Origin of the sequence: Rhizobium binxianense (assembly GCF_028994275.1) — a bacterium.
Lineage (GTDB): Bacteria > Pseudomonadota > Alphaproteobacteria > Rhizobiales > Rhizobiaceae > Rhizobium > Rhizobium binxianense.
The window spans coordinates 2,681,586-2,696,029 of the sequence record NZ_CP118713.1 but is presented as its reverse complement, the minus strand read 5'-3'; the positions used below and the strand labels follow the sequence as shown (position 1 = coordinate 2,696,029).

Annotated in this window: 14 protein-coding genes; 10 read left to right on the top strand and 4 right to left on the bottom strand. The window is 61.9% G+C overall.

Annotated features, from left to right (window positions below; translation table 11 throughout):
- Positions 1-117: 117 nt before the first annotated feature.
- From lpxC to ligA, 5 genes are all read left to right on the top strand, one after another.
- Positions 118-1,074: a UDP-3-O-acyl-N-acetylglucosamine deacetylase gene (gene lpxC / locus PO860_RS13355; RefSeq protein ID WP_183608201.1), complete on the top strand. Its 957-nt coding sequence runs from the start codon at positions 118-120 to the stop codon at positions 1,072-1,074.
- 268 nt (positions 1,075-1,342) lie between these two features.
- Entirely contained in the window at positions 1,343-2,212 is an 870-nt protein-coding gene (locus PO860_RS13350) for an outer membrane protein assembly factor BamD (protein ID WP_183608202.1), read from the top strand.
- 5 nt (positions 2,213-2,217) lie between these two features.
- Positions 2,218-3,891 carry a DNA repair protein RecN gene (recN, locus tag PO860_RS13345; RefSeq protein ID WP_273884238.1) on the top strand — a complete coding sequence of 558 codons (1,674 nt, stop codon included), beginning with the start codon at positions 2,218-2,220 and terminating at the stop codon, positions 3,889-3,891.
- Between the two features lie 91 nt (positions 3,892-3,982).
- Complete coding sequence (locus PO860_RS13340) at positions 3,983-4,510, top strand: DUF6886 family protein (RefSeq protein WP_183608204.1); 528 nt, start codon at positions 3,983-3,985, stop codon at positions 4,508-4,510.
- Positions 4,511-4,620: 110 nt separating this feature from the next.
- Positions 4,621-6,777 (top strand): NAD-dependent DNA ligase LigA, encoded by a 2,157-nt coding sequence (gene ligA, locus PO860_RS13335; RefSeq protein ID WP_273884237.1) that lies wholly within the window; start codon positions 4,621-4,623, stop codon positions 6,775-6,777.
- Between the two features lie 34 nt (positions 6,778-6,811).
- On the opposite strand, the gene PO860_RS13330 is transcribed toward ligA, so the two are convergent.
- A complete protein-coding gene (locus PO860_RS13330) occupies positions 6,812-7,348 on the bottom strand; it encodes a GNAT family N-acetyltransferase (protein ID WP_183608206.1) in 537 nt (178 codons plus the stop codon).
- Positions 7,349-7,619: 271 nt separating this feature from the next.
- Here PO860_RS13330 and PO860_RS13325 point away from each other — a divergent pair, with 271 nt between their 5' ends.
- Together PO860_RS13325 and PO860_RS13320 are read left to right on the top strand one after the other, a co-directional pair.
- Positions 7,620-8,210, top strand: coding sequence for a 3'-5' exonuclease (locus PO860_RS13325; protein WP_097620909.1), 591 nt, complete (start codon positions 7,620-7,622; stop codon positions 8,208-8,210).
- A 77-nt stretch (positions 8,211-8,287) separates the two neighbouring features.
- Entirely contained in the window at positions 8,288-8,779 is a 492-nt protein-coding gene (locus PO860_RS13320) for a CreA family protein (RefSeq protein WP_183608208.1), read from the top strand.
- Between the two features lie 260 nt (positions 8,780-9,039).
- On the opposite strand, the gene PO860_RS13315 is transcribed toward PO860_RS13320, so the two are convergent.
- Complete coding sequence (locus PO860_RS13315; protein ID WP_085737779.1) at positions 9,040-9,510, bottom strand: chemotaxis protein CheW; 471 nt, start codon at positions 9,508-9,510, stop codon at positions 9,040-9,042.
- Positions 9,511-9,830: 320 nt separating this feature from the next.
- On the opposite strand from PO860_RS13315, the gene PO860_RS13310 reads away from it, so the two are divergent.
- Together PO860_RS13310 and PO860_RS13305 are read left to right on the top strand one after the other, a co-directional pair.
- The gene (locus PO860_RS13310; RefSeq protein WP_183608209.1) at positions 9,831-10,433 is read left to right on the top strand and encodes an SCO family protein; all 603 of its coding nucleotides are present in this window, start codon (positions 9,831-9,833) and stop codon (positions 10,431-10,433) included.
- Between the two features lie 68 nt (positions 10,434-10,501).
- Positions 10,502-11,380 carry a 50S ribosomal protein L11 methyltransferase gene (locus PO860_RS13305; RefSeq protein ID WP_273884236.1) on the top strand — a complete coding sequence of 293 codons (879 nt, stop codon included), beginning with the start codon at positions 10,502-10,504 and terminating at the stop codon, positions 11,378-11,380.
- A gap of 434 nt (positions 11,381-11,814) precedes the next feature.
- Here the strand turns inward: PO860_RS13305 and PO860_RS13300 are convergent, their stop codons facing one another.
- The gene (locus tag PO860_RS13300; RefSeq protein WP_183608211.1) at positions 11,815-11,988 is read right to left on the bottom strand and encodes a hypothetical protein; all 174 of its coding nucleotides are present in this window, start codon (positions 11,986-11,988) and stop codon (positions 11,815-11,817) included.
- A gap of 279 nt (positions 11,989-12,267) precedes the next feature.
- Here PO860_RS13300 and PO860_RS13295 point away from each other — a divergent pair, with 279 nt between their 5' ends.
- Entirely contained in the window at positions 12,268-14,103 is a 1,836-nt protein-coding gene (locus tag PO860_RS13295; protein WP_273884235.1) for an aminopeptidase P family protein, read from the top strand.
- A gap of 31 nt (positions 14,104-14,134) precedes the next feature.
- Here the strand turns inward: PO860_RS13295 and PO860_RS13290 are convergent, their stop codons facing one another.
- Positions 14,135-14,443 carry an AzlD family protein gene (locus PO860_RS13290; protein WP_183608213.1) on the bottom strand — a complete coding sequence of 103 codons (309 nt, stop codon included), beginning with the start codon at positions 14,441-14,443 and terminating at the stop codon, positions 14,135-14,137.
- Between the last annotated feature and the right edge of the window lies 1 nt (position 14,444).

Here is a 14,444-nt window from a genome sequence, read left to right as displayed (position 1 = left end):
GTAAGTATTGTGCAAGGAAACTGCACTACGAGACCTTTCGACAGGCTCCTTGTGCAGAATGAATGATGACCGTGCCGATCGGACAGACCGCCGGTGCGGAAGATAAAGGCAGAATTTATGGCAATTGGCTTGCTGGGTTTTCAAACGACGGTATCGCGTCCCGTGACGCTCACGGGCACGGGAGTTCATTCGGGCGCAGAAGTCTCGATCACCCTGAACCCAGCCGAATCGGACACCGGCGTCGTTTTCCAGCGCCTGCATGACAATGGCGACATCACCGAACTCAAGGCCGTCTCCTCGCAGGTCGGCAATACCGACCTCTGCACCGTGCTCGGCTTCTCGCCCGCCCATTCGGTCGCGACGATCGAACATGTCATGGCCGCCATCTATGCGCTCGGCCTCGACAATGTGGTGATCGAGGTGCAGGGCGCCGAAATGCCGATCATGGACGGCAGTTCGTTGCCCTTCGTCGAGGCGATCGAGCAGGTCGGTCTCGTTTCGCTCGGCGTCAAGCGCCGCTATATCCGTATCACCAAACCGGTGCGCATCGAGCAGGGCGGCTCCTGGAGCGAATTCCGTCCCTATGACGGTACGCGCTTCGAAGTCGAGATCGATTTCGACTGCCCGCTGATCGGTCGGCAGAAGTGGGCCGGAGACATGAGCGCTTCCGTCTTCAAGACCGAGCTTTCCCGCGCCCGCACCTTCGGTTTCATGCGCGATGTCGAGCGTCTCTGGGCCTCTGGCCACGCGCTCGGCTCCTCGCTCGAAAACTCCGTCGTCATTTCGGACGACAACACCGTCATCAATATCGAGGGGCTGCGTTACGCCAAGGACGAGTTCGTCCGTCACAAGACGCTCGATGCCGTCGGCGATCTGTCGCTTGCCGGCGCCCAGTTCATCGGCTGCTACCGCTCCTATCGCGGCGGCCACAAGATGAATGCCAATGCGCTGAAGGCGCTGCTCGCCGATCCCTCGGCCTACGAGGTCGTGGAGACGTCGACGCCGCGCCAGCGCGTCGCTGCCCGCGAACTGATCGCAGTCAGCGCTTCGGAATTCGCTCCCTGGTCGGCATGACCTCCAGCCTATTCTCAAGACCAGGCCGCCTCTTTCCCGGAGGCGGTTTTTTTATGTCGGCCCCAGTCTGCGACGATAGGTGTTTTACCGCAGTTGCTTAGCTGCCACAGATTGGAGAGAAGAGGAAAAGCCGGTCATTCTGGCGGCTGCTGCCACAAAAATGCGTTAATGCCTTATCATTGCGTTGCTCTTGATACACATTTGTGGCTAGAAACGCCAGCGAGGCGTGGCTGCTGTGGAGCGAGCGGCGGCAGTGGGGTTCTTTCGAATGGGTTATGCAGGATCTGAAGGTATGATGAAGACAGCGCGTGCTTTGTTCGCATCGCTTCTGGTGCTCAGCGCAGGCGCCTCGATATCCGGTTGCCAGTCGGACCCCGATATCGACATCACCAAGCTCGGCCTCGAAACCGATCCGCCTGACGTGCTCTACACCCAGGGCCTTGCCAATATGAAGGCCGGCAACATGGCGGAAGCAGCGCGCAAGTTCGACGCGATCGACCGCGAGAACCCGTTCTCCGAATGGGCGCGCAAGGCGCTTGTGATGAGCACCTTCGTCAAGTACCGCCAGGGCCGCCTGGACGATGCGCTTGCATCAGGCAACCGCTACATGTCGCAATATCCGAAGTCCCAGGATGCCGCCTATGTGCAGTATCTCATCGGTCTCACCTATTCCAAGCAGATCGTCGACGTGACGCAGGACCAGCGCGCCTCGGCCAAGACGATCGAGGCGATGCAGGCCGTCATCGACAATTATCCGAACTCCGAATATGTCGACGACGCGCAGGCCAAAATCCGCTTCGCGCGCGACCAGCTCGCCGGCAAGGAAATGCAGATCGGCCGCTACTACATGGAGCGGAAGGAATATCTCGCCGCGATCTCGCGCTTCCGCATCGTCGTCGAGAAATATCCGAACACGAACCAGATCGAAGAGGCCTTGGCACGTCTCGTCGAGGCTTATTACGCGATGGGCATCGTCGACGAGGCCCAAACGGCGGCCGCCGTCCTCGGTCACAATTATCCCGACAGCCAGTGGTATGCCGATTCCTACAAGCTGCTGCAGACCGGTGGCGCCGAGCCGCGGGAAAACAAGGGCTCGTGGATCGCTGCGGCAGGCAAGAAACTCCTTCTCGGTTCATAAGTCCAATGCTGATCCAGCTTTCGATCCGCGATATCGTCCTGATCGAGCGGCTGGATCTTGCCTTCGAGACCGGACTTTCCGTGCTGACGGGCGAGACCGGGGCGGGCAAATCCATCCTGCTCGACAGCCTGTCGCTGGCGCTCGGCGGGCGCGGAGACGGTGATCTGGTGCGCCACGGCGAGGACAAGGGTCAGGTGACGGCGGTGTTCGACGTCGGCATGGACCACGGCGCTCGCGCGCTCCTGCGTGAAAACGGCATCGACGACGAAGGCGACCTGATCTTCCGCCGCCAGCAATCGGCGGACGGGCGCACCAAGGCCTATGTCAACGACCAGCCGGTCAGCGTGCAGCTGATGCGCCAAGCCGGTCAGATGCTGGTCGAAATCCACGGCCAGCACGACGATCGCGCCCTGGTCGACACCAATGCCCACCGCACTCTGCTCGATGCCTTCGCCGGCCTTGCCAACGAGGTTTCGGAGGTCTCTCGGCTCTATCGCCTGTGGCGCGACAGCGAGCGGACGCTGAAGAAGCACCGCGAGAAAGTAGAAAGCGCGGCGCGAGAAGCCGACTACCTGCGTTCATCCGTCGAGGAGCTCGAGAAGCTCTCGCCGCAGGATGGCGAGGAGGACGAACTCGCTGACCGCAGACAGAAAATGATGAAGGCCGAGCGAATTGCCGGTGATATCGCCGAGGCCTCCGAATTCCTGAACGGCAATGCCTCGCCGGTGCCCCACATAGCCTCGCTGGTGCGCCGCCTGGAGCGCAAGAGCCATGAGGCGCCGGGATTGCTCGAAGACACTGTGATGCTGCTTGATGCCGCGCTCGACCAGCTTTCCAATGCGCAGATGGAAGTCGAGGCAGCACTGCGGAAGACCGAATATGATCCGAGAGAACTGGAACGGGTGGAGGAGCGGCTTTTTGCGCTCAGGGCCGCCTCGCGCAAATATTCCGTGCCCGTCACCGAACTGCCGGCGCTTGCCGTCCGCATGATCGCCGATCTTGCAGATCTCGACGCGGGCGAGGAGAGGCTTGCGCGGCTTGAAGCCGAGGTCGGCCTGGCGCGGGAAAATTACGATGCGGCGGCGCGTTCGCTCTCCGACAAGCGCCATCACGCCGGCACCGCGCTGGCTGCGGCCGTCATGACCGAGCTGCCGGCGCTGAAGCTCGAACGCGCCCGTTTCATGGTCGAGATCACCACGGATGCGCAGGAGGCGCTCGCCGAAGGCATCGACGTCGTCGAGTTCCATGTCCAGACCAATCCGGGCACGCGGCCGGGCTCGATCATGAAGGTTGCTTCCGGCGGCGAACTGTCGCGTTTCCTGCTGGCGCTGAAGGTGGCGCTCGCCGATCGCGGATCGGCCCCGACGCTCGTCTTCGATGAAATCGATACCGGCGTCGGCGGCGCGGTGGCCGATGCGATCGGCCAGCGGCTAAAGCGGCTGTCGGAGCGGGTGCAGGTGCTTTCGGTCACGCATGCGCCGCAGGTGGCGGCCCGGGCGGCGACGCATCTGTTGATTTCCAAGGGACCGGCGGCCGAGGGATCCGAAAAGATCGCCACGCGCGTGGCGACGATGGCGCACAAGGATCGCACCGAAGAGATCGCCCGCATGCTGGCCGGGGCTTCGGTAACCGAAGAGGCGAGGGCGGCGGCGAAGCGGCTGCTGGCCGGCAACGGTTGATCGCAATTGAGCTGTCGGTCAGGCCGACGGCGGTGACGAGCGTCTCGCTTTGCGCTATCGGTAACATTCCGATCCGCGACGATCCGTTGCCATGCGCCTTTTCCATTTCAGCGATGATCCCGACATTGCGGTGTTCGAACCGCGCCCGGTTCGCGTGCCGTCGATGCGCCCAACGGGCCGGGAATGGCTGAACGGTCCGCTCGTTTGGGCGATCGATGGCGACCATGACTTCATGTATCTCTTTCCCCGTGACTGCCCGCGGATCTTGATCTGGGCGATCCCCGAGACGCCGGAGACGGAGCGTTGGCGCTGGCTCGGCGATTGCCGGGCCGCTGCTTATGTCGAGCGTCATTGGGTGGAAAGGCTGGAAGCGGAGACGATCCATCGCTACGAGTTGCCTGTCGAGGGTTTCGAAGATCTCGGCGATGCAGGCATGTGGGTGGCCCGAAAGACAGTGGCGCCGCTAGAACATATTGCCATGTCACAGCTCGATCGGGAATTTGCCCCGCGTGGCGTGGAGCTCAGAGCGGTCGACAGCCTGTGGCCGCTGAAGAGCCTCTGGGACACCGGCCTCCATGTCAGCGGCATCCGGCTGCGCAATGCGCACGATTGGGAATAGGCCGATTGGCCAATCTTCTCGATAGGGCATGCGCGGCCTCTCTTTTCATCCGGTGATTTTGCTCTAAAAACAATGCAGATTTCTGGCCAGATTCTCTGGAGTGCTGTTCCATGTCCACCGAAGGTTCCGCCGTCGACACGTTGACGATCGAAGAGGCTGCCGCCGAGCTCGAACGGCTGGCAAGGGAGATCGCGCATCACGATGCGCTCTACCACGGCAAGGACCAGCCGGAGATTTCGGATGCCGATTACGACGCGCTGAAGCGCCGCAACGATGCGCTGGAAGTGCGGTTTCCCGAGCTTATCCGTGAGGACAGCCCGTCGCGGCGTGTCGGTGCCGCGCCTTCCGTCACCTTCTCGCCGGTCGTCCATGCGCGGCCGATGCTGTCGCTCGACAACACCTTCTCGCAGGAGGACGTGCAGGATTTCGTCGCCGGCGTCTATCGTTTCCTCGGCCGTCTGCCGGATCAGTCGATCGCCTTTACCGCCGAGCCGAAGATCGACGGTCTGTCGATGTCGATCCGTTACGAGAACGGCAGGCTGATGACGGCTGCGACGCGCGGCGACGGCACGACGGGGGAGAATGTCACCGCCAACATCCGCACCATCGCCGAGATCCCCAACGAGCTGCCGAAGGGCCTGCCCGCGGTCGTGGAGATCCGCGGCGAGGTCTATATGGCCAAAAGCGACTTCCTGGCGCTGAACCGGCAGATGGAGGCGGAAGGCAAGCAGACCTATGTCAACCCGCGCAATACGGCCGCCGGCTCGCTGCGCCAGCTCGACGCCAAGGTGACGGCGAGCCGCAAGCTGAAATTTTTCGCCTATGCCTGGGGCGAGATGTCTGACATGCCCGCCGACACACAGTTCGCCATGGTGCAGACCTTTAAGGATTGGGGTTTTCCGGTCAATCCGCTGATGAAGCGGTTGAACTCGGTCGCCGATATCCTGGCGCATTATGACGAGATTGGCCTCGAGCGTCCGGATCTCGACTACGACATCGACGGCGTCGTCTACAAAGTCGACAGTCTCGAACTGCAGCAGCGCCTCGGCTTCCGCTCGCGTTCGCCGCGCTGGGCAACCGCGCATAAGTTCCCGGCAGAGCAGGCCTTCACCGAGGTCGAGAAGATCGAGATCCAGGTTGGCCGCACCGGAGCGTTGACGCCGGTGGCGCGGCTGAAGCCGATCACGGTCGGCGGCGTCGTCGTCACCAATGCGACGCTGCACAACGAGGATTACATCAAGGGTATCGGCAATAGTGGTGAGCGCATCCGGCCGGAGGACCACGATATCCGCGAAGGCGATACCGTCATCGTCCAGCGCGCCGGCGACGTCATTCCGCAGATCCTTGACGTGGTGATGGAAAAACGCGCCGCCGACGCCGGCTCATACGAGTTTCCGAAGACATGCCCGGTCTGCGGTTCGCATGCGGTGCGCGAGGTCAACGAGAAGACCGGCAAGATGGATTCGGTGCGTCGCTGCACCGGCGGCTTCATCTGCCGGGCGCAGGCGACCGAGCATCTGAAGCACTTCGTCTCGCGCAACGCCTTCGATATCGAGGGGCTGGGCTCGAAGCAGATCGACTTCTTCTTCGAAAATGAGGATCCGTCGCTGCAGATCCGCACCGCGCCCGATATCTTCACGCTGGAGAAGCGCCAGCAGCAATCGCTGACCAAGCTGGAGAATATCGACGGCTTCGGCAAGGTCAGCGTCGGCAAGCTCTATGCGGCGATCAACGAACGGCGCAGCATTGCGCTCCACCGCTTCATCTACGCGCTCGGCATCCGCCATGTTGGCGAGACCACGGCGAAGCTGCTGGCGCGCTCCTATGGCACCTATGCGGCCTTCGAAGCCGGGATGCGGGAGGCCGAGACGCTTGCCGGTGATGCGTGGAACGATCTCAACGCCATCGACGGCATTGGCGAGGTTGTCGCGCGTGCCATGGTCGAATTCTACAAGGAGCCGCGCAATGTCGAGGTGATCACCCGGCTGCTCGCCTCGGTGACGCCTGAGGAGGCCGAACAGCCGGTGACGGCAGGCAGCCCGGTCGCCGGCAAGACCGTGGTGTTCACCGGCTCGCTGGAAAAATTCACCCGCGACGAGGCGAAGGCGAGGGCCGAAAGCCTCGGCGCCAAGGTGGCGGGATCGGTCTCGAAAAAGACCGACATCGTCGTTGCCGGCCCCGGCGCCGGCTCCAAGCTCGACAAGGCGCGCGAGCTCGGCGTGCAGACGATGGATGAGGACGAGTGGCTGGCGCTGATCAGCGGGTGAGGGGCTGACGGCGGACCGCCAGCCTCCCGCTCGCTCATAGTCTGAGCCGCGCCATCGTATAGGCGTCGACATACTCCCCTGATCGAAAGCCGAAGGCCTTCATCAGGCCTTCCTGTTCGAAGCCGAATTTCCGGTAGAGGCCGATGGCGACATCGTTGTCGGTATAGACGGTCAGTTCCAGTCGTTTGATATCGAGCCAGTCATCGGCGGCGTCGACCATCGCGCCGAGCAGGATGCGTCCGAAGCCGCGGCCGGTGAAGTCGTCATGCACACCCATGCCGATGCTGGCGACGTGCTGCCGGCGGCCGGAAAGGCGATTGAGACCGCCATTGCCGACGATCTTGCCATTTTGGGTGACGACGAGGTTAAGCGCGCCGGGAGAGGGATTTTCCATGTGCTTGCGAACCTCCTCGACCCGCTGGTAGGGCGGCCGCAAGGTGCCGGCCCGGTAGCCTGGAAGATTTATGAGATCGGTGATTTCCTCCGCATCGGAAAGGCGGACGGCGCGCACGAGGACGCCATCCGGCAGGCGCGCTCGGCCGCGAGCTTCGTTCTCTTCGTTTTCAGACATGGGATGCCCTCCTTGGGTTTCAGGAGGAGAGCTGGTTTCCGAAAACCCTGCTCGCCTCGGCAGGGTTTTCGGGATGATCGGACGGCTAGTGACGCACCATCGCTCCCGCGTACCCTGGAAGGGTCGTGGCGATATGATGCATGGTTGATGTCACTGAGTTGATCATGCATAAAAGCTTCCCCATTTGCGTGCAGATGTCAACAGGCCGGAATTTGCCTTTGCATTCGGCTATGATTATTTCGGTAGGGGCAGACGATTCGGATATTTGCCCTTGAAGACCATCGCCATCGATTTCGAGACAGCCAATGAGCAGCGCGGCAGCGCTTGTTCGGTTGGGCTTGCCTGGATCGAGGAGGGCAGGGTCACGCGTGTCGAGGAACGGCTGATCCGGCCGCGGGAGATGCGCTTTTCCGGGATGAACATTGCGATCCACGGCATCCGGCCGGAGCATGTCGAGGATGCGCCGGAGTTTCCCGAGGTGATGGACGAATTCCACGAGGATATCAGCGGCGCGACGATGATCGCGCATAATGCCGCCTTCGATTTCAGCGTCTGGCGGGCGAGCCTCGATCACTATCGGCAATCCTATCCGGAACTCACCTATCTCTGCAGCCTGAAGATGGCGCAGCGGATCTGGCCGCACTTCCTCTCACACCGGCTGAACCTGATTGCCGAGCATCTCGGCTTGCGTTTCGTGCACCACAACGCCGCCGAGGATGCCGCTGTCTGCGCGGCCGCGGCGATCGAGATGGCGAAGGCGGTCAAGGCCAATGCTGTTCACGCCATACCGGCGATGATCGGTATGAGGCCCGGACGGCTGACGGCGCGGGCCTATGAGCCCTGCACCTGCCGGAAAGGCTGATCGCTTCTCCGGGGCGCCATTTCTTGCAAAGCCTCAGGGCGCACTTATCTAGAATGCGGATCACTCAGGGAGCCGCCATGTCCAAGCTGCGCAATCTTTTCCTCGCCGCCTTTTCCTTCGCCGCCCTTTCCGCCGGCGCCGCCTCGGCCGAAGTTGTCGGCAAGGTCGGGGTCGACTGGATCGGCAACGACATCATCGTCGAGGCGGTCTCCGATCCAGAGGTCAAGGGCGTCACCTGCCATGTCACCTATTTCGACCGAAGCCTGATCGACCGGTTCAAAAACGGCAACTGGTTCGAAGACCCGTCCAACAATTCCATCGCCTGCCGGCAGACGGGGCCGATCGAGATCGGCAATATCGACCTGTCCAAGGATGGCAGCGAAGTGTTCCGGCAAGGTATGTCGTTGATCTGGAAGACGCTGGTCGTCAACCGCATCTACGATAAGACCAACGACACGCTGATCTATCTCGCCCATTCGCGCGAACTGACGGATGGCTCGGCGAAGATGTCGATTTCGACGATTCCGCTCTATGGGCAGAACGTTGTGTGGAAGAATGGGAAGCCGTAGGGGCGGGAGGACGGGATTTTTCGCTTTTGGATAAGGACCCCGCCCCAAACCCCTCCCCACAAGGGGGAGGGGCTTAACTTGCCGCACCGGTTTTCCAGATCTTCGACCTTTTAGGAGAAGCGAGGTGGGCGCTCCGGGTTAGTCCCTCCCCTTGTGGGAGGGGTTTTCCCAAAGGCTGATCCGATGCCGGCTTTACTCTCCACACAGAACAAAAAAGGCCCGAACGAGCCGGGCCTTCGAACTCCATTTTCCAATACGGCTCAAGCAGCCTGATTCAGCTCGTCGGCGATAACGGTGTCGAGGTTCAGGAAGCAGACCATGGTCTTTTCGAGCGCAACGATGCCGCGGCAGAAGGCGCGCTGGGCTTCTGGGATGATTTCCGGCGGCGGCTGCAGGTCTTCGCTCTTGATGGTCATCATGTCGGAAACCTGTTCGACCAGCAGGCCGACCAGCTTGCCGGCGATGTCGGTGACGATGATCGCCGAGCGCTCGGAGGGCTCGGTCATCTTCATGCCGAGGCGGCAGGCCATGTCGATGACGGGGATCACCGCGCCGCGCAGGTTGATGAGGCCCAGCACGTAGGGCGGGGTATGCGGCATCGGCGTCACCGGCGCCCAGCCGCGGATTTCGCGGATGGCCATGATGTCGATGCAAAATTCCTGATCGCCCAGATGGAACGAAACGATTTCGAGATAAGCACCGGACTGCTTGATGGCATTGTTGTTGTTCATGATCAGAATTCTTCCCAGTTGTCCCCAGTGGGAGCGGCGATGCGGAACCGCCGTTAAATATAGACGTGACCGCTTAAGTCTTTCCTAACGATATGTATTTTCGGATTTCCCGTCGCTCCAAAGGCAAGCTATTCAAACACCTGGCATTTTTGATCCGTGCAGATTCCTGAGGCCGGATTTCGTTGCTGTGGCGGTTTCTATCGGTGAGACAATTAATCACGGGTCAGAAAACATATTGTTGAATTGCGCGCCTTCGGTCGAGACTATAATCACGCCGGCAGGGGCGGGCGGCACATCCGCCTGGATCGAGGATCATGCCAATGAAGACATTCCGCATCGCCGTCTGGGCAAGTGTTCTGATACTTGCCGGGCTGCTTGGCGCGTTCAAGCTGTACCCGATGAAATCAAGGGACGTGGTGGCCGAACCGCCCTTCGGCGTGCCCTTCACGCTGGTCTCCCAAAGCGGACAGCCGATCACCGAAGAGGCGCTGCGCGGCAAGCCGACGGCGCTGTTCTTCGGCTTCACGCATTGCCCGGAAGTCTGCCCGACCACGCTTTTCGAGCTGAATGGCTGGATGGAGAAGGTCGATCCCAAAGGTGACAAGCTGCAGGCCTATTTCGTGACCGTCGATCCGGAGCGCGACACGCCCGAGATCATGAACGCGTATGTTTCCAACGTTTCCAAGCGGATCACCGGCATTTCAGGCGCGCCTGACAAAATCGCCGAGGTCATCAAGGGTTTCCGCGTCTACGCCAAGAAGGTGCCGGTCGACGAGAAGGATCCGAACGGCGACTATACGATGGATCACACCGCCTCGGTGTTCCTGCTCGATTCGGCCGGGCGGTTTTCCGGAACGATCGCCTATGGCGAAAACCCGGACACGGCGGTAAAGAAGCTGGAGAATCTCGTCAACAAGGGATGAGGGCTTGCGCATGACAGGGCGTCGGCTCGATCGGTGGCGGGCAACGGAAACGGGAAAGACCGCCTATCGTGAGTGAAATCCGCCTTTACGTGACGACGACCGAAAGCAAGGCCGAAGAGATCCTCGACCTACTGAGCGCGGTCTTCGGCGAAGAAGACTTCGCCATCGGCACCACCGAGATCGACGAGAAGAAGGATATCTGGGAAGCCTCCGTCTACATGATGGCCGAGGACGAGGCGGAGGTACGCTCCCGCATCGAGACGGCGTTGAAGACTGCCTTTCCCGATGCTCAGTTGCTGCGGGAGGTCATTCCCGACGTCGATTGGGTGGGGAAATCGCTGGAGGGGCTAAAGCCCGTCAGGGCAGGGCGCTTTCTGGTGCACGGCTCGCACGACCGCGATAAGGTCCGCCCCGGCGATATCGCCATCGAAATCGATGCCGGCCAGGCCTTCGGCACCGGCCATCACGGAACGACGGCAGGCTGCCTCGAGGTGATCGACGCCGTGGTGCGCTCGCGCCGCGTCCACAATGCGCTCGATCTCGGCACCGGCAGCGGTGTGCTGGCGATTGCGGTCCGCAAGCTGAAGAACATTCCGGTGCTTGCCACCGACATCGATCCGATCGCGACCAAGGTCGCGGCAGAAAACGTGCGCCGCAATGGCATTGCCTCGGGCATTGTCACCCGAACCGCGCCGGGTTTCCATTCGACGGCCTTCTCCGAGCATGGCCCCTTCGATCTCGTCATCGCCAATATTCTTGCCCGGCCGCTGATCCGCATGGCGCCGAAGCTCGCGACGCATCTGGCACCCGGTGGATCGGTGATTCTTTCAGGCATCCTCGCCGCACAGCGCTGGAAAGTGATTGCCGCCTATAGCGGCGCGCGGCTTCGCCATGTCAGGACGATCTGGCGCAATGGCTGGGTGACGATCCACTTCGATCGGCCTTGACTTCTTTTGGAGTAGGGAGGCAGGAGGCTTGTCCTGCACCGCACGCCTTATTTGAGGTGGGACGTCTCCTCCACCTCACCTCATCCTGTACCTGTCATAGGAAGTCATCCACCGCGCGTCCGCGCGGTGGATGACTCCGTGACCCTGAAGAGAGTTTCCCGCGCCCAAGGACCTTGGCGCACTGGATCCCTGTGACGAGCACAGGGATGAGGGTGGGGAAAGGTCTGCGCGCCTATGGAAACGAAGCCGCTCCTTGCGCTGCCTGAAGACAAGAAAGCCTTTCCCAAAATAACAAAAAAGGCGGCGCCGAGGGCACCGCCTTGGACCGGTCTATCCGGTCAATGCCCGCGAGCTCAAGGGGAGGAGGCTCGAGCGGGCTCTACTGCATTCCAATAGGCCGGTCCGGGAGGGAGGAGACGGACCGGCTTTCAGACTCAGAACGCGTAGCTGGGGGCGCCCTTGTGGCGTGCGGCACGCTGGCCGGCGCCGAGCAGCTTGAGGCTGTCCTCATTCTGCGGGCGGCGGGCGCCGATCACGTGACGTACGGTCTGGCGTTCGCCAGCCTGCACCGGGCTGCTATATGCGAAGCGCGAGAGAGAGGCGGTCATTTCAAGAATTCCTTGTTTGCAGGTTCATCGCGAACCGTTCGATGGCGTCTATATAGCTATTCTGAAATGCGGAGGCAGAGGGTTTCGCTCATGGGAGCCATGCGGCTAATGCATAAAGCGTGCCAAATTAACTTTTGGCGTCACAGTTCTGTCAAAATCTTGAGCGGCCCCAGGGGTTTCGACTCGTTTCGTCGCTTTTTCTCCCCATCGGTTGAAATTTCGCTAACATGGTCGGCATCCCATTCACCGGATTCGTCTCAACCATTCGGGTTTTCCAGCATGTTCCAATCTTTCGAGGTCACCTCCACGCCGCATTTCGGCAGGGATCGCGTATCGGCGCTGCGCGCTGCTTTCGATTCGCTCGGCATTGACGCCTTCCTCGTGCCGCGCGCCGACGAGTTCAATGGCGAATATGTTCCGGCATGTTCGGAGCGCTTGGCATGGCTGACGGGCTTCACCGGTTCGGCCGGCATTGCGCTGATCCTGCGCACGCAGGCAATCGTCTTCGTCGACGGGCGCTATGTGACGCAGCTTGCCGAACAGGTCGACGGCTCGGTCTTTACAGGCGGGGACCTCGTCAACGAGCCGCCGCATCTCTGGCTGGCCGCAAACGGTGCCAGGGGCCTACGGCTCGGCATCGATCCCTGGCTGCATGCGGGTGCCGAGGTGCGCCGTCTTGAAAGGGCGGTTGCGGAAATCGGCGGGACGCTGGTATTCCTGCCGCACAATCCGCTCGACAGGCTCTGGAGCGACCGGCCGGCCGAACCGCTCGGTGCGGTCAGCATCCAGAACGTCGCGCAGGCCGGCGTGCTGGCGAGCGACAAAATCGCGACTGTTGCCGCCGACCTTTCGAAGAAGGACCTCGCAGCGGTGCTGATCGCCGATCCCTCCTCGGTCGCCTGGATCTTCAACATCCGTGGCGCCGACGTGCCGCACACGCCGCATCCGCTGGCGCGCGCCATCATCCATGCCGATGGGCGGGCGGAACTCTTCCTCGACAAGCGCAAGACCGGCATCGAGCCGGAAGCCTATCTCGGGCAGATCTGCACGCAGTTGCCGCCCTCGGCGCTGGAGGAGAGACTGGCTGCGGTTTCCAGGGACGGCGGCCGCATATTGATCGACCCCGATATCGCCTCCTATGCGCTGGCGGAGATCATCCGTAAGGCGGGCGGCGAAGTGGTGGAGGGCGCCGACCCCGCCAAGCTGCCGCGCGCGGTGAAGAACGACGTCGAAATCAACGGCTCGGCCGCGGCGCATCTGCAGGACGGCGCGGCGATGGTGGAATTCCTCTATTGGCTGTCGCAGGAAAAACCCGGCACAGTGAGCGAAATCGCCGCCGCCGAACGTCTCGAAGCGACGCGCGCCCGCGTCGGTGAGAGCATGCAGAACCCGCTGAAGGACATATCCTTCGACACGATTTCGGGTGCGGGCGAACACGCGGCGATCATGCATTACCGGGTGACGACCGAGACCAACCGGATGATCGAGGCCGGGGAACTCTTCCTGATCGATTCCGGCGCGCAATATATCAACGGCACGACCGACATCACCCGCACCGTCGGCATCGGCGCTGTCTCCGAGGAGCATCGGCGCTTCTTCACGCTGGTGTTGAAGGGGATGATTGAGATCAGCACGGCGCGTTTCCCGAAGGGCACGCGCGGCTGCGACCTCGATCCGCTGGCGCGCATCGCGCTGTGGCGGGCAGGGGCCGATTTCGCCCATGGCACCGGCCACGGCGTCGGCTCTTATCTCTCCGTGCACGAAGGGCCGCAGCGCATCTCCAGGCTTTCGACGCAGGAATTGCTGCCCGGCATGATCCTCTCGAACGAACCCGGCTACTACCGGCCCGGCAGCTTCGGCATCCGCATCGAGAATCTGGTCTATGTGCGCGGCGCCGAGGAGATCGAGGGCGGTGACGCGGCGATGCTCGGCTTCGAGACGCTGACCTTCTGCCCGATCGACCGCAGCCTCGTCATTCCGGAGCTTCTGACCCATGACGAGCTGCACTGGTTCAACGACTATCACCGCCGCACATGCGAGGCGCTGATGCCGCTGATCCACGATCACGACGTCAGGGCGTGGCTCGAAAACGCGACGCTGCCGCTGGAATATTGAAAAGGGCGTCGACGCGCCGGCGCCGTCGCGCTCAGGCGCCGATCGTGTGGCGCCAGGTCATGACGACGATCCAGGCTGCGACCAGCATCCATGTATGCGAAACGCGCAGGCCGACGAAGAGGGCGACGATCAGCGCCAGTTTCGATTCCCAGCCGCCGATAAAGAAGGCGGGGGCGACCAGCGTCGTCAGCACGGCGGCCGGCACGGCATTCAGCGCAGCCTCCATGCGCGGCGGAATGCTCTTCATCCGGGTGATGAGGATGTAGCCGCCGATGCGGGTGGCGAAGGTGGCGACTGCCGCGGCAATGATGACGAGCGCCATGTGAAGATCGAATTCCATG